Genomic DNA, 16,945 nt, shown 5'->3' with positions numbered 1-16,945 from the left:
CGCCAGAAGCGGAAGCGAAGCTCGAGCAAGGCATATGCAGGTACGGCGTCAGTAGGCTGCACTAGGCTTTGCGCTAGCGAGGCGGTTTGTCGGACCGACGTCCTGGGGGATGCGTTGAAGGTCGTGAGCAACCGGGGGAGCGACCGGTTGATCGATGCGGTGCGGCAAAGACTCGATTCAGGTGGCGCCATGGACCTCGCCTCGCCGACCTTCTCCGTGTACGCGTTTGAAGAGCTCCGCGACGAGCTGACGAAGCTTGCACAGGCTCGACTCCTATTGCCGAACGTGGGTGCCGATCTGCACCTGCTCGGAGGCGAGCACGATCGTGCCGCGCGCAACCGTCTGACGACCCGCAACCTTGCTGCATCGTGCGCCGGGTGGCTGGCTAGGACGGCTGAGGTACGGCATGCGGTGTTTCATGCCATTCCCCAGGGCGTTCTGGCTACCCGAGCGGCCTCTGGTGAAGCGACTTCTTTGGCGCAGGGCTCCTTCGGCTTCGATCGTGCTGGTCTCGGCCTGGCCCCGGGGAACCCTTACACGTCGATCCTCCGCTCCGAGAACGAGAGCGAGGCGAACACTCTTGCTCCGGCACTATTCGAGGCAATGTGGGAGAGCACGCCCGTCTTGCGCGAGGCAGGGACGCTGCTGGACCAGATGCGTGACCTCGGGCGCTACCGTGACCCCGAGCGCATCTACCATCTCATGCTCCACCATCTCTTCAGCGCTGCCGGCGGGGAGTTGGACGAGGATGCGGTCATTGATGCGAAAACGGGCATCCGTGACACCGCTGTATGGACAAAGCTGTACAAGTTTCAGCGCGACGGCGTCGTCGGTGCGATCGACAAGCTGAACCGCTATGGCGGTTGCATCATTGCGGACAGTGTCGGCCTGGGAAAGACCTTCGAGGCGCTCGCGGTGATCAAATACCACGAGCTGCGCAATGACCGGGTTCTGGTGCTCTGCCCGAAGCGGCTGCGAGATAACTGGACGATGTACACGGCGAACGACCGCCGAAACATCCTCGCTGCAGACCGCTTCAACTACGACGTGCTCAACCATACGGATCTGTCTCGTGAGTCCGGCAAATCGGGTGATATTGATCTATCGCACGTCAACTGGGGCAACTACGACCTGGTCGTCATCGACGAGTCGCACAACTTCCGCAACGCCAACTCGCCAAAGCAGAACGGCGAGACTCGCTATGACCGCCTGATGCGTCAGATCATTCAGGAGGGCGTAAAGACCCGCATCCTGATGCTCTCGGCGACCCCGGTCAACAACCGGCTTGCGGACCTGCGTAACCAGATCGCCTTCGCCACCGAGAACGACGACACGGCACTGGCGCCGCACGGTATCGCCAGTATTGCCAAGACTGTCCGCGTCGCGCAGCGGCAGTTCAATCGATGGCAGGAACTCAGCCCTGAGGGGCGCACCCCAGCCCAGCTCGTGGACATGTTGGGCTTCGACTATTTCGCGCTGCTCGACATGCTGACCATCGCCCGCTCGCGCAAGCACATCGAGAAGTACTACGGCACTGCCGAGACCGGCTCCTTTCCCGAGCGCCTTGCGCCGCTCAACGTGAAGTCGGAGATCGACACGCAGGGTGACTTCGGCGCCATCGGGGAACTCAACGACCGGATTCGCAAGCTCAATCTGGCTGCATACTCGCCCATGCACTACCTGCGACCGGACAAGCGGGCTGAGTACGCGGACAAGTACGCCACTCGCTTGAAGGGTGGCAAGGGTAGTTTCCAACAGGCTGACCGAGAACAGAGCCTGGTCAACCTGATGAGGGTGAACATCCTCAAGCGGCTGGAGAGTTCTGTCCATTCCTTTCGGCTTACGGTGAGCCGGCAGCTGGAGCGCATCGACGCGCACCTGGGTGCGATCGACCGCCACGAGACCTACTACCGCCCCGACTCTCTCGACGAGGAGGAGCGCGACGACCTGCGCTCCGACGAGCTGGCGATCGGAGGTGGCAAGATCAGGGTTCTCATCGCGGACATGGATCTGATCCGCTGGCGCCAAGACCTTCTGGAGGACCGTGAGCGCCTCTCCGCGATGCTTTACCGGGCCGAGCAGGTGATACCGGAACGTGACGCGAAACTAGGCCACCTTAAGCAGCTGATCACGGACAAGGTTCGCAACCCCGTCAACCCGGGCAATCGCAAGGCCATCGTGTTCACTGCTTTCGCGGACACAGCCGCCTATCTGTATGAAGAGCTCGCCGAATGGGCGCGGGCCGAACTCGGCGTCGAGGCTGGCTTGGTGACGGGATCCGGGAACAACCGCACCACGCTCAAGCTGCGCCGCGATCTTCCCGGCATCCTCTCTGCGTTCTCCCCGCGCTCGAAGCAGCGCCCGGACGACCTGGCTGGAGAAGGCGAACTCGACCTGCTCATTGCCACGGACTGCATCTCCGAGGGCCAAAATCTGCAGGACTGCGACTGGCTCGCGAACTACGACATCCACTGGAACCCGGTGCGTATCATCCAGCGCTTCGGCCGCATCGACCGTCTCGGTTCGCGCAGCGCTCGGATCCAGCTGGTCAACTTCTGGCCGCAGATGGACCTGGAAGAATACATCGGCCTCGAGCAGCGAGTCACGGGCCGCATGGTGCTCCTCGACATCTCCGCCACCGGCGAAGAGAACGTCATCGAGACCAGCGCCGGCGACCCGATGAACGATCTCGAATACCGGCGCGCACAACTCCTCAAGCTCCAGGACTCCGTCCTCGACCTTGAGGACCTGTCGACCGGCGTGTCCATCGCTGACCTCACCCTCACCGATCTGCGCATCGACCTCGCCGATTACGCCAAGCGGCACCCCGGCGAGCTGGATGCTGAGCCACTCGGAGTTCACGCGGTCGCGGACACCGATGGCGACGTCCCACTCGGACTGATCTTCTGCCTACGTGCCGAAGGCCAGGCGGCCGATCGGGCTGTGCAGGCTGGCGACCCACTTGCCCCTCACTACCTCGTCCACGTCGGGGAGGATGGCGTGGTGCAGCTCAGTCACACCCATACCAAGCGCATCCTCGACCGGGTGCGCAGAGTCAGTGCCGAGCAGAGTCAGGTCGAATTTGGGCTCACCGCGCGGTTCGACGCCCGGACCCGGAGCGGCGCGGACATGGGAGCAGCCCGCAAGGCCCTTGCCGCCGCTGTGCGTTCCATCACCGGCAAGGAGGAAGAACGCGCGATCGCCAGCCTGTTTAGTCTGGATGGCACCCAGGCTGCCGCAGCAGGAGGCTTCGCCGGGACCAATGACTTCGAAGTGCTTTCCTTTCTTGCGGTTCTGCCCTCCGTTGACGCCGAGCCTGTCGAATCCGCAACACGCGACGACCAGGCAGCCCAGCAGTGACCCCAGACGATGTGGTCGACGCGCTTCGGCTGCCTGCTGACTGTGCCGTGGGTGTCCGGGTGCCCAAAACCCAACTGCAGGCGCACTCCGACTTCAGTGCCGCTGATCGGCGGTTGCTGCAGGATGGCCTTGACACCCTGCACTGGGCCGCTGCGATACGCCCTGATGTCGTAGGAATCCCTGCCTATGCGGCTGCGGACGGCAGCCGACGTATTCCTGAGCTCCATGTCATGACTCTGCGGGCCCGGACCGGAACCAAGCTCACTCGCCTGGAAGAACTCCTCCATCGAGCTGTCCCGTATCCGATCCTCCTCGTTGGCGAAGAGGAGTCTGGCCCCCGCGTATCGGTTGCCCTCAAGCGCATGTCACACATGCGGAGCGACGGCGTCGTACTGGACGACCCGCCTGTCACCGCTTCTTTCGGAGACGTCCCCGCGCCGGCGGGCGATGCTTTCCTGAGCGCGCTTCAGCTCGATCGGCAACCGCGCAGCGACCTCAGCGCGGTCTATGAGGGGTGGCTGGCCTGTACGACTGCCCTGCGGGTTGCTGCGGTGATCGGAGACTTCACGCTCGCTGGCACTTTGGATGCGGCACGGACCCAGCTGACTGCCCTGACGGAAAGCAGCCGACTCGAGGTTGAGATCAGCAAGCTGGTCGCCCAGATCAAGAGGGAGAAGCACATCCCCCGCAGGATCGAGCTACAGGACGAGATCAAGGCGAAGAGAGTCGCTTTGTCAGCAGCGCACGATAGATTGCGCGTGGCGTAGCAATACAACGAGCGCGAAGAGCACGACCACGTAGCGGGCACCGAGCGAGCCAGATGGTGCCGCAGTGAAGCAGGAGAAGATCAGGGTGACGATGCACACGGTTGAGCCGGGGGATCAGGAGGTCCACTCCAAGGACCTCGTGGCGGAGAACCTCGAACAGCTCCGGAAGCTCTTCCCGTCTGCCTTCATGGAGGGGAAGGTTGACTTTGATGCGCTGCGCGAGCTGCTTGGGGATCACGTCGATGATGGCGACGAGAAGTTCGGGTTGACCTGGTTCGGCAAACGTAATGCCCGCCGCATCGCGCTGAAGCCGAGCACGGCGACGCTCCTGCCCCGCCCGGAAGAATCGGTGGACTGGGACACCACCCGAAACGTCATGATCGAGGGTGACAACCTCGAAGTCCTCAAGGTCTTGCAGAAGAGCTACGCCAACAAGGTCAAGCTTGTCTACATCGATCCGCCGTACAACACGGGTAAGGACTTTATTTACCCCGACAGCTTCCAGGACAGTATTCAGAGCTACCTCAGGTTCACTGGCCAGACTGACGGCGGTGGAGAGAGGCTCAGCAGCAATGCGGAGACTTCTGGGCGGTACCACAGCGCCTGGCTGGACATGATGTACCCTCGGCTGACGCTGGCACGAAACCTGCTCGCAGATGACGGGCTTATCGTTACATCGATCGATGATCATGAAGTTCACAACCTTCGTGCACTTCTTGATGAAATCTTCGGCAGCGAGAATTTCATTGGATCATTCGTATGGAAGCGTAAAGCCGGAGGTGGTGACGACAGCGGTCATATTGCTGTTGAGCACGAATACCTACTGTGCTACGCACGCCGCGCCGAGTCTGTGAAGCTTGCGCGAATCAAGCATGAAAGCCCTTCCATGACCGCGAAATATAATCGGTCGGAAAATGGCAGGCGCTACTACTTGGAGCGGCTGGATAAGACGAGTCTCACCTATAGTTCGGCGCTTGACTATGAAATCGAATGTCCTGATGGAACCTGGATTAGTCCGCCTCAGAACGACCCGGACAACCCGACGACCATCTGGCGCTGGGGCAAGTCAAAGGTGACTGACAGTCGGGATGAGCTCGAGTTCCAGCGTGACAAGAAAACAGGTGAATGGCGGGTCTACACCCGGACATGGGAGTCCTTGGACGGGGTTACTCCCCGGAGTCTCTTGGTGGAGGCCGAACATGGGCGAAATCGAGACGGAACCCAGGAGCTGATCTCGCTTTTCGGGGGGCGGGTGTTCACTAATCCGAAGCCTGTGAAGATGCTCAAGCATATTCTGCGTATTGCTGCAAGTGATCCGGATTCCATCGTTCTGGACTTCTTTGCGGGTAGCGGTAGTGTGGCGCACGCGTTGATGGAAATCAACGGCGAAGATGAGGGGCGGCGTCGCTTTATCCTGGTGCAACTCCCCGAATCCACCGGCCGTAACGATTACGCGAAGATCTCGGACATCACGCGGGCGAGGCTTCGGAAAGTCAGAGAGAAGCTCTCGGGGGCTCTTGGAGTGGGGGACCTTGGGTTCCGCTCTTTCGCTCTTTCGGAGGGGAATGTCCTCCGGTGGGACACCTCCCGTCCAGACTTTGAGCAGCAAGCTCTCGAACACATCGACAATGTCCGTGAAGGTCGCTCTGAACAGGACGTTCTCTTCGAGTTGTTGATCAGCCAGGGGCTTGACCTCGCTTCTGTCGTGGAAACGCGTACCTTCGCTGGCATCCAAGTGTTCGCGACCGGCGGAGGTTTGCTCTTTGCCTGTCTTCCCCTTGCTGGTTCAATCAGCAAGGAAGGTGCGGAGGAGATCGCCCAGGGAATCATCGCCTGGCGTGATGAGCTGCAGCCTGAGGCGGACGTGACTGTCTTCCTTAAAGACGTCGCTTTCGCTGACGATGTTGCCAAGGCGAACCTCGTGGCGATCCTTGAGCAACACGAGTCCCCCTTCGTTGTGAAGAGCCTGTGAGTCGAGGGGACGTCAGGATGAAGAAGCCCAAACTGCATTTCGATTCCGAGCTGTCACACCAAAAGTCGGCAGTGGATGCGGTGTGCGATCTATTTCACGGACAGGAGAGCGGACACAGTCTGTTCACCGTCAGTGGAGACAACGACGACCTGTTCACGCCCGCGGCCGGCGTCGGGAACCGGTTGCGGATTCTGCCCGATCAGCTGCACGCGAACCTGAACGAGGTACAGGAGCGTAATGGTCTGCCGCTCTCGCCGCTGACCGACCTGGTAGACGAGCGCGACCTGAACTTCACGATCGAGATGGAGACAGGTACCGGTAAGACGTACGTCTACCTGCGTACTGTTTACGAGCTGAACAAGCGTTACGGCTTCACGAAGTTCATTGTCGTCGTGCCATCTGTGGCGATCAGGGAGGGCGTCCATAAATCGCTGCAGATCACGGAGGACCACTTCAAGGCCCTCTATGACGGCACCCCGCTGCACTACTTCACCTACGACTCGTCTCAGCTGGGCCAGGTGAGGAACTTCGCCTACAGCTCTGGCATCGAGTTGATGATCGTGACGGCCGCCGCGATCAACAAGCAGGCGACCGCGAAGATCTATCAACCCAGTGAGCAAACTGGCGGACAGGCGCCGATCGAGCTGATCAAGCAGGTGCGGCCGATTCTGATCGTGGACGAGCCGCAGAGTGTGGACGGTGGCCCCCAGGGCCGGGGTCGGCAGGCGCTGCGCACGATGGACCCGCTGTTCAGCTTGCGCTACTCGGCGACGCATGTCGACGTGTTCAACATGGTCTACAAGCTGGACGCTGTCGATGCCTACCAGGCGGGCCTGGTCAAGCAGATTGAGGTGGCCGGCGGCACGGTGGAGAGTGCGCACGGCCGTCCCTATATCCGCCTTGAGAACGTCAGTACGCGGAAGAACGATTACACGGCGACCGTGGAAGTCGACGTCATGAGGTCCGGGCGCGTTGTGCGACATACTGAGAAAGTCAACCCCGGAAGCAGCCTTGAGTCGGTCACCGGCAACCGTGTTTACGAGGGCCTGTTGGTCGGGGACGTCACCAAGAGCCGTGGCAGGAGTGAGCCGGGGTTCATCCAGATCCATGGCGGCGGGATCGACGAGTACCTCAAGGACGGCGAAGCATACGGCGACATCCCGGTGCTTGAGCGTGCACGGCATCTGATCAATAAGACCATCCGGGTGCACCTTGATCGAGAACTGGAGCTCCGCTCCCGGGACATCAAGGTGCTGAGTCTGTTCTTCATCGATAGGGTGGACCGCTACCGCGCCGAGGATTCGGATGGTACTTCGGTCCCGGGCGAGTACGCGAAGATCTTCGAAGAGGAGTATGCGCAGCTCCAGCGCAACCCCCGCTACACGACCCTCTTCGGCGGGGTGGATTTCGACTTCGAGCCGAACGCTGTCCACGAGGGCTACTTCGCTCGCGATGCCAAGGGCAAGCCCAAGGACATCAAGGAGGGAGCGGCCCAGGACGGCGCGGACGCCGAGCGCGCATATGACCTGATCATGCGGGACAAGGAGCGCCTGCTCAGCCTAGATGAGCCGGTGAAGTTCATCTTTTCCCACTCGGCGCTTAAGGAGGGCTGGGACAATCCCAACGTCTTCCAGATTTGTAGCCTGCGCGAGATGGGCACTGAGCGGCAGCGTAGGCAGACCATTGGCCGCGGTCTACGCCTCGCAGTGAATCAGGAGGGCCAGCGGCTCCATGGCTTCGACGTAAACACCCTTACGGTCATTGCGACTGAGAGCCTGGAACAGTTCGCTACCTCGCTGCAGACCGAGTACGAACAGGACGCCAAGGTCAGCTTCGGTCGAATCGAGCCACATCAGTTCTCCAGCCTTCTCCTTCCTGGCAGCGAGGGGAAGCGGCTCGGCAGCGAGGGCTCGCAGCGGCTCTTCGCTGCTTTGCAAGAGGCCAGCTACATCCAGAGTAATGGCAAGATCGACGCGCAGCTGCTTCAGCAGGCTCTTGCAGAAGGCACATTCACGCTGCCCGAGGAATTCCTTGGCCTGGAGACTGTAGTTGTGGAACGACTCCAGCAGCGTGCCAAGGGCGTCACCATCAACGACCGGGACGAGCGACGCACAGTCAAGGTCCGCAAGCAAGTCTTCGAGAACCCGCAGTTCCGCGAACTGTGGAACCGCATCAAGCAGAGGACCACCTACCGGGTCGACTTCGACTCGGAGAAGCTGATCGCGGACGCAGCGAGGGCTCTAAAGGAGGCCCGTCAGATCCCGCCTGCCCGCATGGTATGGACGTCAACGACGTTGGCCATAAGCGAGCGTGGGATCGAGACCGGTGCGGCGTCGACCTCGACGCCGCAGCTGATCGACCAGGGAGATGTCCCGCTCCCGGATATCTTGGCTGAACTGGCTGAGCGGACCAAGCTGACCCGACGCACCATCCACCGGATTCTCTCCGATAGCGGCCGTTTCCGGGATTTCCAGCGCAATCCGCAGGAGTTTGTGTCCCTCGCTGCAGAGAAGATCACCGAGGCTCGGCGTGTGGCGCTCGTCGATGGGATCAAGTACGTCAAGCTCGGGGAGAGCGACGTCTACGCTCAGGAGCTCTTCCTTACCGAGGAGCTGCACGGCTATCTCAGTAAGAACCTGACCCCTGCAGCGAAGAACGTCTACGAGGAAGTTCGCTACGACTCAGAGACTGAGCGAAGTTTCGTCGAGGATCTGGAGTCAGCAAGCGACGTCGAGGTGTATGCGAAGCTCCCGTCCTGGTTCAAGATCCCCACCCCGCTGGGTACATATAATCCGGACTGGGCTATCGTGCGTCGCCTTCCCGACGGCGAGCAGCGCCTTTACTTGGTGATAGAGACCAAGGGCACCCAGCAGGAGAGCCTCCTCCGACCGGAAGAGCTGGGGAAGATTAAGTGTGGGCGCAGACACTTCGAAGCCCTAGGTACCAATGTCACCTTCGAGCAGACGGATGTCTGGCGCCACGTGACGTTTACTGCATGAGGGATGCCCTGTGCTGGGACGGGTGCCCGTTCCAGCACAGGCGCCTTGGCCGGGCACTCGATGTTTGCGCCGGCGCCGCGCTCGGTTGGCGGGCTGAGGGGCCAGCCACCCGCCGCAGTGGGCCAGAAGGATCTGTGTGAGCGGTGCGTGAGCGGACGGGGTGGCACAGGGTGGATTGGGTGGCACCCGGGAGCCGAGCCTCACCTCGCTGACCTGGGGAAACGGGATTCTGTGGCATCGTCCGGCACCAGTTGGGATGATCTTGCAGGCCCTCGTAATGCGTAGGTCTCGGGTTCGAATCCCGAAGGCGGCTCGGAATTACCCCAGGACTCACTCGCCGTGACCTGGGGTTTTTTCATGCCTGGGGGGCGGTGTGCTCCGGGCGATGGGGGCGTCGTGGGAACGGCTTGTGTGCCTTCAGTAGTTGGGGGTGAGGGTCAGCGGGGTGTCCTCGGAGGTCATCCAGGCGTCGAACTCCTCCGGTGTCATGAAGGCCGGTCGGCCTGCCTCCGCGGCGGTCAGCATCGCCAGATCGGACAGCGCGGCCGTGGGGTCGGTGCCCGCGAGGCGTTCTCGTACGGCCTCCAGTCCGGGCAGGACGACGGCCGACGCGTGTGTCGCCGGGCCGAGGGCGGTCGCCGCCGAGCCCAGCAGCCCCGAGGTCAGGGATGCCGTGAGCAGCTCCCGCTCCAGCAGGTGCGCGCCCGGACCGTCGGTGCCGCGGACCGCGACCAAGGCGGCCTGGAGGCCCTGCGCGATGAGGGTGCCGGCTGCCTGGCCCACCAGGCCGCCCACCAGTGCCCCGACCACCGGCACCGGAATCACCGTCTGCGTCACCGCCCCGCAGGCCCAGCCGAGACCGGTCCGAAGGGTGGCCTCCGCGCTGCGGGCCGCGAACTCGCCCGCATCGATGTGCCCGCGCGCCAGCGCCACACTGGCCTCCGCCACCGTGAACGCGGCACCTGCCGTCGCGAACGCCAGCTCTCCGCCGCCCAGCACCGCGGGCAGCCGCCCGGCCCGCGACGCCGTACGGATCACCGAGCCAAGTCCTGCGATGGCCCCGGACCGCGCCGCTGCCTGGGCCGCCGACGCGGCCGACGTGAGGGCCGCCGCGGCGGCCGAGGTCTCGCCTGCCCGTACCCGGGCCAGTTGCCCCGCGGCGGACAACGCGCCGGTGACCAGTCCGCCGACCGCCGCCGCCGTCCCCGCCGCGGTCGCCGCTTCCCGACCGGCGGCCCGGAGCGTCTCACCGCGTGCCCAGCGCATCGGGTCGAGAGCCGCGCGGTGCGCGTCGGCCAGGTCGATCGGGTCGGAGGTGACGGTCCCGTACTTCAGCCGGTCCTTCAGATGCGCATGGGCGTCGGCGTAGTCGGCGAACCGTACTCCCTCGGGGGACATGGTGAGCCGACGCTCCAGGAGACTGTCCACGGCGGCGACCCGGTCGCCCGCCACCAGCCGTGTCATCCCCTCGTAGTCCGGCCTGGCCAGTTGGTGCGCGGACCTCGGGACGCTGTCCATCAACTTGGCCTGTGCCTGGCCCACGAGCCGGCCCCGGTCGACGAGCCAGAGGTCGGCCGGGGCCGTCTGCGAGCCGCCCTCGGCCCACTCCGTGACGACGGCCCGGACCGATGCGCCGGCCCGGAGCGCGTTCTGGTTGAAGGAGAGCGCGTGCTGTACCTCGAAGAGGTGTCCCGCACGCTGGGCGTTGCCGATGCCGGCGTACCGGCGGGCCAGCCGCTCCACCGTCTCCCGGGTGCGCAAGGTCTCGACGGTGGCCTCGGCCAGTCGGCGGGTGGCGGCGTCCGCGACCGTCCAGGCGGCCTGGTCGGCGGCGCCGGGCAGCGCCGTACGGCTCATGCGGCGGAGGCCGGTCCGGCCAGTCCGGCCAGGTGGGCCCGGGCGTCCGCGACGACGCGGCCGGACACGTCGCTGACCCGGCCGTCCTCCCCGGTCAGGGGGGCCGCCATCACCGTGACGGTCGTGCAGGCGAGGTCGAAGATCTCCTTGACCTGGGCGCGCTGCCGCTCGTCGTACGTCCCGTAGTCGTCACAGCCGGCGACCAGTGCCGCGAAGGCGGGAAGCCGCTCCTCCATGGCCACGCAGAGGTCCTTGAGTACGAGGCGGATCTCCCGGCTGCGCTGGAACACCTCCGACAGGGTCCGGCGGGCCGCGGTCAGTTCGGAATCCGCCGCGTCCAGTTCCTCGGCGACCTTCTCCTGGTCGCCACGGGCCGAGCGGCCCCGCCATTCGAGGAGGACGCCGCCCACGACGAGCGCGGGGACGGCGACGGCCGCGGCCAGGACCATCGTCCCGGCGGCCATTCCGCCGCCCCCCGCCGCGAGCGAACCGCCGCCCAGCCAGGCCAGGGTGGCGCTGCTCGCGGCGGCGCCGGAGAGCCCGGAGATGGCCGTGCCCGTGGACGCGGTGGCGAAGGCGCCGACTGCCAGGTAGGTGGCCGTGCCGATGCCCGCTCCCGCGACTCCGCCGCCGAGGAGCGACCCGACCGCGGACACCGCGAGCCGCTGTATCTCTCGCAGTTCGACGTCGACGGTGGCGTGCCCGGCGGGTGTCGCCGGGGCCAGTTCGGCGAGATCCACCTGCTTGAGCCGCTCGAACGCGTCCCGGAAGGGGACTAGGGCCCGGTCGTACGTGGCCTGCCGCTGCTGCTCCTGTGCCGCGTTCTCCTGGACGATGTGCCGGTCGAGCTTCTTGCGACGGGCACTCAGCCTCTCGTGGCGCTGCGCGTTTCTTCGCTTGAGCACGACGGCCTGGTACATGGCTACGGCCACGTGGCATTCCCTCCCCTGGCCAGTCGAGCTGACCGGGCGTCAGGCTACCGGCGATCGGGTGCCGGTCAGGGCATGTCCGGGAAAGTGGAACCGCTCCGTTCGAGCCTCTTCCGGGGGTTTCGCGCCTCTTCCGGGGATTTCGAGCCTCTTCCGAGGATGGTGACATCGCATCGGGATCCACGCGACGGACGCCTCGGTGGTGTCACCGAGGCGTCCGGTTTTCGCGGGGTCGGTCAGCCGTGTTCGTGGCCCCAGTCCTTGCACAGGGACCAGATGACGAAGACGGAGACGCCGATCAGGATGACGGCCCACCAGGGGGTGTAGGGGAGCCACATGAAGTTGGTGATGATCGTGAGGGCGGCGATGAAGATGCCGGCGGCGCGGGCCCAGCTCATGCCCTTCAGGAGGCCCAGGCCTACCAGGACGGCGAGGATGCCGAGGATCAGGTGGATCCAGCCCCAGGCGGTCAGGTCGAATTTGAAGACGTAGTCGCCTACGCGGGTGTAGACGTCGTCCTTCGCGATCGCCGCGATGCCCTGGAAGATGTCCAGGACGCCGACGACGCTCAGCACGACACCTCCGAAGAGAGTGCCCCCCGACGCCCATTTGTCGGCGGTCGTCCTCGACGCGCTCGGTTGCTCGGTCATGGCCTGCTCCTTCTTCGGTCGGCGGGAGCCTCAGCGCCTGAGGATCCGGTCCTTTCCGAGGGCGAATTCCTCGTCCGACAGCACGCCCTGGTCGTGGAGCTTTCCCAGGCGTTCCAGGCTGCTGATCGCCTCGTCCGTGAGCAGTCCCGGCTCCGGAGACGGCGTCGGCGTCGGGGTCGGCTCCGCCGTCGGGGCGGGGGCCGCTCGTTCGGCCTCGCGGCGGGCCACGCGGTTGGAGACCGCGGTCGCCGTGCCGGCCGCGACGGCCGTGCGTGCCGCCACTCCGATCAGTCCGGGGCGTCCCGTGCGCCGGAGACCACGACCCAGCATGGTGCTCACCCTCTCCTCGTCAGGCTGCGTCCTCGTACGCGCGCTCCACCGCCTCCGCGGGGATGCGTTCGTGGGCGAGGAGTTCCCCGCCCGCCCTGCGGATCGCGCCGGTGATCCCGGCCGCCCAGGTGTCCTCCCACAGCAGGACCGCGGCCGACGAGTCCGGTGCGAGTTCCTCGGCGATCAGGGCCAGGTCCTGGTCGCTGAACAGGCCGCCGATCTCGCCGTCGATGTCGTCGAAGACCGACGCCTCCGTCGGGTCCAGCGCGTCCAGTTCGACGTAGGAGACCGAGCCGTCGGACTCCTTCTTGATGAAGGTCAGGTCGAGGATCCGCACGGTGCCGCTCGCCACGAGGTTCCTGAGCTCCGGGGCGATCTCGCCGCGGAAGCGGTTTCCCGGGAACGCGATGACGACGTACTCGACCGGTCCTACGTCCATCGGTGCTTCGCCTCCTCCTCAGCCGGACAGGACCTTCTCCTTCGCCCGCGCGTACTCCTCGGGCGAGATGGCGCCGCGGTCCTTCAGCTCGGCCAGCTTCGCCAGCTGGTCGGCGTGACCGGTGCCGGACGCCGGTTCGTTCGCGGTGGCGGCGGCCCGGATGTACTCCTGGAACTCCCGCTCGTTGCTGCGGGCGCGCTGCATCTCGCGCATGCCCATGTCCTTGCCGCGGGCGATGAGGTAGACGAAGCAGCCCAGGAACGGGAGGAGGACGACGAAGGCGGTCCAGCCGGCCTTGCCCCAGCCGCCCATGCCGTCGTCGCGGAAGATGTCTCCGATGATGCGGAAGAGCAACATGAACCAGAGGATCCAGAGGAACACCCACATGATCGTCCAGAACATGTTCAGGAGCGGATAGTCCATGGTCGTCCTCCTTGTCGACGGCAGGGAAAGCCGCCGGGACGTGTGAGGTCCGCACTGTTCATTCTCGCCCCGGCGGGGTTTGATCGCACTCCCGGGAAGATCGTCGAGGAGTGGGCCGGCGAGGCCGGCGAGGGGGAGGGAACGGCGTGGACGTCACCGAGCGGACGCGGCTGCGGCGGATGCGGCACAAGGGGAGCCACCGGCGCGAGGACCTGGACGCGGTGCTCGCCGCCGGGTTCCTCTGCCACCTCGGGGTGGTCGTGGACGGCGCGCCGATGGTCGTGCCGACCGTGTACGGGCTTGAGGGCGACACCTTGTACGTCCACGGCTCCGTCGCGAGCCGAAGCCTCGTCCAGGCGCCCGACGGGGTCGTCTGCGTCACCGTGACCCACGTGGACGGGCTGGTGCTGGCCCGGTCCGTGTTCGAGCACGGCGTGAACTACCGCTGCGCGATGGTCTACGGCGTCCCGCGCGTCGTCACCGACCCCGACGAGAAGCTGCGCGGACTGCGCGCCCTCACCGAGCAGTCGACGCCCGGACAGTGGGAGTACGCCCGCCAGCCCAGCCGCAAGGAGCTCGCCGCGACCTCGCTCGTCGCGCTCGACCTCACCGAGGCCTCCGTCAAGGTCGCCGACGGGCCCCCGGACGACGGGGACTCGCCCGACGCCGAGCTGGGACTGTGGGCGGGCGTCCTGCCGGTCGTCACCCGCTTCGGCGCGCCCGTCCCCGATCCGGTCCTGCCCGTCGGGATCGAGCCACCCTCGCATGTGGAGGGAAGGGCCGGGCGCCTCCTCGGCGAGGCGTAGGAGAGGCGTAGGCGAGGCGTAGGCGAGGGATGGGTGAGGGACGGGTGAGGGGGCGACCGGGAGTAGGCGAGGCGTAGGGGTTCGTCTGGGGCGTTGGCTGGTTCTTGCCGGATCCGCTGTCAGGTTCCTTCCGGTCCCGGCCCGGACCAGGACCCGCCCGCGACCCCGCCCGGGACCCCGCCCGGGACCCCGCCCTGGACCCGCCCTGGACCGGCTCTGGACCTGCCCTGGACCCGCCCTGGACCCGCCCTGGACCCGCCCGGGTCCGCCCCAGGACCGGCCTTGTGGGGCTTTCCCCGGCCCTTGCCTGCCCCTGGCCGGTAGAGGTCTCCCGGCTCCTGCCCGTCCTTCCCGGCTGCTTCCGGCCCCTTCCTGTCCCTGGCCGGTAACGGGCGTCCAGGGGGGTCCGAAACCGGGAGGCCGTCCGCGATCACCGGGCCCGCTCCCACTCCCGTCTGATCCCGTCTGACGTTCATTTATTTTTCATCATTCGCCGGGCGGTTCCCATGCCCCCCACTTCTAAACATCGATTTGCCGCAGTATCCAGTACTGCCCCCGTCCTGTAATGTCACTCACCCGAAAGGGTGCCCTGAACTTCTCGCCGGAAATGACCACTCCGGGGCCGACTGATTCGGGGCGATCAAATGGTTCGAAAGATCGACCCGATGACTGAAGGTGAGAAAATGGGGGGCTTCGCCGACCCTTGCGGAGGGACGCGCCAAGGTGCCGGGCTCTCGTCGCTGGCGTCGCTGATCGGGCAGGACGAGACCTGTGTCGACGTCTACCGGCTCGTGATCACCCAGCCGCGGTGGGGGATCACCGAGATCGCCGCGGAGCTGGGGGCCGCCGAATCGACCGTCCGCGGCTGTCTGGACAAACTCGCGGAACTGTCCATGCTCTATCCCGCCAAGGACGCCACGGACGTCGCTCCGATAAGCCCGGAGGTGGGCCTCGCCTCCTACATTCACCGGCGCGAAACCGAAATCCATTCACAGCAGCTGGAGTTGGCCGCCGTACGAGCCGCCACCGCCGAGCTCACCGCGATCTACGCCTCCCAGCGCGCCCGGCACGGGAACGCCGGTCTGGAACAGCTGGAGGGCGTCAACGAGGTGCGCGCCCGGCTGTCCGAGCTCGCCCGGCACGCCGACACCGAGATCCTGGCCTTCATGCCCGGCGGCGCCCAGAGCCCCGAGGCGCTGGAGGCCAGCCGGCCGCTCGACGAGCAGAGTCTGGCCGCCGGCGTGAAGCTGCGCACCATCTACCTGGACAGCGTCCGCAACGACCGGGCCACCACCGAGTACGCCCGCTGGCTCTCCGAACTGGGCGGCGAGATCAGGACCACGCCCTCGCTCCCGCTGCGCATGCTGATAGCCGACCGGTCCGTGGCGCTCCTCCCGGTCAGCCCCGAGGACACCCGGGCCGGGGCGGTCATCCTCCGCGCCCCCGGGGTCGTCACCGCCCTGCTCGCCCTGTTCGAGATGGTCTGGGAGAGCGCCGCCCCGCTGCACGGCAAGCAGCAGCCCGCCGCCGACGAACCCACCCAGCAGGAGATCGAGCTGCTCCGGCTGCTGCAGAAGGGGCACACCGACGAGGTCGCCGCCCGCAAGCTGGGCCTCTCGCTCCGCACCACCCGCCGCATGATGTCCACCATCTCCCAACGCCTCGGCGCCCGAAGCCGGTTCGAGACCGGTGTGCTCGCCGAACGGGCCGGCTGGCTCTGACCCCCGAGTCGTATACGTTCGTCGTGTACGGTCCGAACATTACAAAGGGCTCACCGGATATCGGTGGGCCCTTTGCTGCCATGGCATCAAGCTGCCCCGGAGAACATGCCGAAGTCCGGTATGCGACTGGGATTCTCTCTGCCATGTACGCCATCCATCTCGACCTCCCGCCCGGTGAATTCGGGCAGGCGCGGATCGATCTCGACGATCTCGCCCGGGTGGTCCCCCAGGTCTCCAGATGCCACGTGGAGCACGTCTACCGGACGGTCTTCTACGTCTCCGCCGGCTCCGCCCCCGAGGCCGGCACCGGGGTCCTCGCCGCCGTGCAGCACCTGCTGCTGCGCCCGCCACCCAATGGCCGGGTGCGGGTCGAGCTGCGGGTTCCCCGTGAGGGGCGGGACATCGGGCTCTGCCATGGCGTCGTCTCCGTCGTCGAGGACGCCGGGCTGCCGCTCTGAGCCTCCCGGCGTCCCCCAGTCGCCCCAGCCGCCCCAGCCCCCCCCAGCCGTCCCCCCGGCGTCCCCCCGGCCCCCGGCCGCCCCAAGCCGTCCCCCGGAGCCCGGCCGCACCCCCTGGCCACTTGCAGCCACTGCACCTTGGTGCCACCGCGCATCTCTTGTAGGGCCCTGCCGGTCCTGACACATTCGAGAAGGCCAGCGAGTCCCGCCGAATTCAACCCGCGCAATCCACCT

General features: G+C 65.7%; 13 protein-coding genes. 7 read left to right on the top strand and 6 right to left on the bottom strand.

Features of this window, described 5'->3' with window-relative positions:
• The first annotated feature begins 189 nt into the window (after positions 1-189).
• From AB0Q96_RS07700 to AB0Q96_RS07685, 4 genes are all read left to right on the top strand, one after another.
• Positions 190-3,360, top strand: a complete 3,171-nt coding sequence (locus AB0Q96_RS07700) for a helicase-related protein (protein WP_365322717.1) — start codon at positions 190-192, stop codon at positions 3,358-3,360.
• The gene (locus AB0Q96_RS07695; RefSeq protein ID WP_365322716.1) at positions 3,357-4,127 is read left to right on the top strand and encodes a DUF4391 domain-containing protein; all 771 of its coding nucleotides are present in this window, start codon (positions 3,357-3,359) and stop codon (positions 4,125-4,127) included. Before AB0Q96_RS07700 ends, AB0Q96_RS07695 begins: the two co-directional genes overlap by 4 nt.
• Positions 4,128-4,191: 64 nt before the next feature.
• Positions 4,192-6,099, top strand: coding sequence for a site-specific DNA-methyltransferase (locus tag AB0Q96_RS07690; protein ID WP_365322714.1), 1,908 nt, complete (start codon positions 4,192-4,194; stop codon positions 6,097-6,099).
• A 17-nt stretch (positions 6,100-6,116) separates the two neighbouring features.
• A complete protein-coding gene (locus AB0Q96_RS07685; protein ID WP_365322712.1) occupies positions 6,117-9,098 on the top strand; it encodes a DEAD/DEAH box helicase family protein in 2,982 nt (993 codons plus the stop codon).
• 417 nt (positions 9,099-9,515) lie between these two features.
• Here AB0Q96_RS07685 and AB0Q96_RS07680 read toward each other — a convergent pair whose 3' ends face one another.
• The 6 genes from AB0Q96_RS07680 to AB0Q96_RS07655 form a co-directional block, all read right to left on the bottom strand.
• On the bottom strand, positions 9,516-10,955 hold the full coding sequence (locus tag AB0Q96_RS07680; protein WP_365322710.1) for a hypothetical protein: 1,440 nt from the start codon (positions 10,953-10,955) through the stop codon (positions 9,516-9,518).
• Positions 10,952-11,887 carry a hypothetical protein gene (locus tag AB0Q96_RS07675; protein ID WP_365322709.1) on the bottom strand — a complete coding sequence of 312 codons (936 nt, stop codon included), beginning with the start codon at positions 11,885-11,887 and terminating at the stop codon, positions 10,952-10,954. Before AB0Q96_RS07675 ends, AB0Q96_RS07680 begins: the two co-directional genes overlap by 4 nt.
• A 233-nt stretch (positions 11,888-12,120) precedes the next feature.
• Positions 12,121-12,534, bottom strand: coding sequence for a hypothetical protein (locus AB0Q96_RS07670; RefSeq protein WP_365322707.1), 414 nt, complete (start codon positions 12,532-12,534; stop codon positions 12,121-12,123).
• A gap of 30 nt (positions 12,535-12,564) precedes the next feature.
• Positions 12,565-12,864 (bottom strand): SHOCT domain-containing protein, encoded by a 300-nt coding sequence (locus tag AB0Q96_RS07665; protein WP_365323293.1) that lies wholly within the window; start codon positions 12,862-12,864, stop codon positions 12,565-12,567.
• Positions 12,865-12,883: 19 nt separating this feature from the next.
• Complete coding sequence (locus tag AB0Q96_RS07660) at positions 12,884-13,303, bottom strand: DUF6325 family protein (RefSeq protein WP_329421706.1); 420 nt, start codon at positions 13,301-13,303, stop codon at positions 12,884-12,886.
• Between the two features lie 18 nt (positions 13,304-13,321).
• Entirely contained in the window at positions 13,322-13,726 is a 405-nt protein-coding gene (locus AB0Q96_RS07655) for an SHOCT domain-containing protein (protein ID WP_365322705.1), read from the bottom strand.
• Positions 13,727-13,905: 179 nt separating this feature from the next.
• Here AB0Q96_RS07655 and AB0Q96_RS07650 point away from each other — a divergent pair, with 179 nt between their 5' ends.
• From AB0Q96_RS07650 to AB0Q96_RS07640, 3 genes are all read left to right on the top strand, one after another.
• Complete coding sequence (locus AB0Q96_RS07650) at positions 13,906-14,532, top strand: pyridoxamine 5'-phosphate oxidase family protein (protein WP_365323291.1); 627 nt, start codon at positions 13,906-13,908, stop codon at positions 14,530-14,532.
• A gap of 665 nt (positions 14,533-15,197) precedes the next feature.
• Positions 15,198-16,253, top strand: coding sequence for a helix-turn-helix transcriptional regulator (locus AB0Q96_RS07645; RefSeq protein ID WP_365322703.1), 1,056 nt, complete (start codon positions 15,198-15,200; stop codon positions 16,251-16,253).
• Positions 16,254-16,396: 143 nt separating this feature from the next.
• On the top strand, positions 16,397-16,711 hold the full coding sequence (locus tag AB0Q96_RS07640) for a hypothetical protein (protein ID WP_365322701.1): 315 nt from the start codon (positions 16,397-16,399) through the stop codon (positions 16,709-16,711).
• The last annotated feature ends 234 nt before the right edge of the window (positions 16,712-16,945 follow it).

Source organism: Streptomyces sp. NPDC093111 (assembly GCF_040683955.1).
Classification (GTDB): Bacteria; Actinomycetota; Actinomycetes; order Streptomycetales; family Streptomycetaceae; genus Streptomyces.
Note: the sequence above shows the minus strand (reverse complement) of the source record. Positions and strands in the feature narration are given on the sequence as shown.

Coding starts and splice junctions, on each gene's coding strand:
- AB0Q96_RS07700 (WP_365322717.1), top strand. CDS start 190: ATGGACCTCGCCTCGCCGACCTTCTCCGTGTACGCGTTTGAAGAGCTC.
- AB0Q96_RS07685 (WP_365322712.1), top strand. CDS start 6,117: ATGAAGAAGCCCAAACTGCATTTCGATTCCGAGCTGTCACACCAAAAG.
- AB0Q96_RS07680 (WP_365322710.1), bottom strand. CDS start 10,955: ATGAGCCGTACGGCGCTGCCCGGCGCCGCCGACCAGGCCGCCTGGACG.
- AB0Q96_RS07670 (WP_365322707.1), bottom strand. CDS start 12,534: ATGACCGAGCAACCGAGCGCGTCGAGGACGACCGCCGACAAATGGGCG.
- AB0Q96_RS07665 (WP_365323293.1), bottom strand. CDS start 12,864: ATGCTGGGTCGTGGTCTCCGGCGCACGGGACGCCCCGGACTGATCGGA.
- AB0Q96_RS07660 (WP_329421706.1), bottom strand. CDS start 13,303: ATGGACGTAGGACCGGTCGAGTACGTCGTCATCGCGTTCCCGGGAAAC.
- AB0Q96_RS07655 (WP_365322705.1), bottom strand. CDS start 13,726: ATGGACTATCCGCTCCTGAACATGTTCTGGACGATCATGTGGGTGTTC.
- AB0Q96_RS07650 (WP_365323291.1), top strand. CDS start 13,906: ATGCGGCACAAGGGGAGCCACCGGCGCGAGGACCTGGACGCGGTGCTC.
- AB0Q96_RS07645 (WP_365322703.1), top strand. CDS start 15,198: ATGACTGAAGGTGAGAAAATGGGGGGCTTCGCCGACCCTTGCGGAGGG.
- AB0Q96_RS07640 (WP_365322701.1), top strand. CDS start 16,397: ATGTACGCCATCCATCTCGACCTCCCGCCCGGTGAATTCGGGCAGGCG.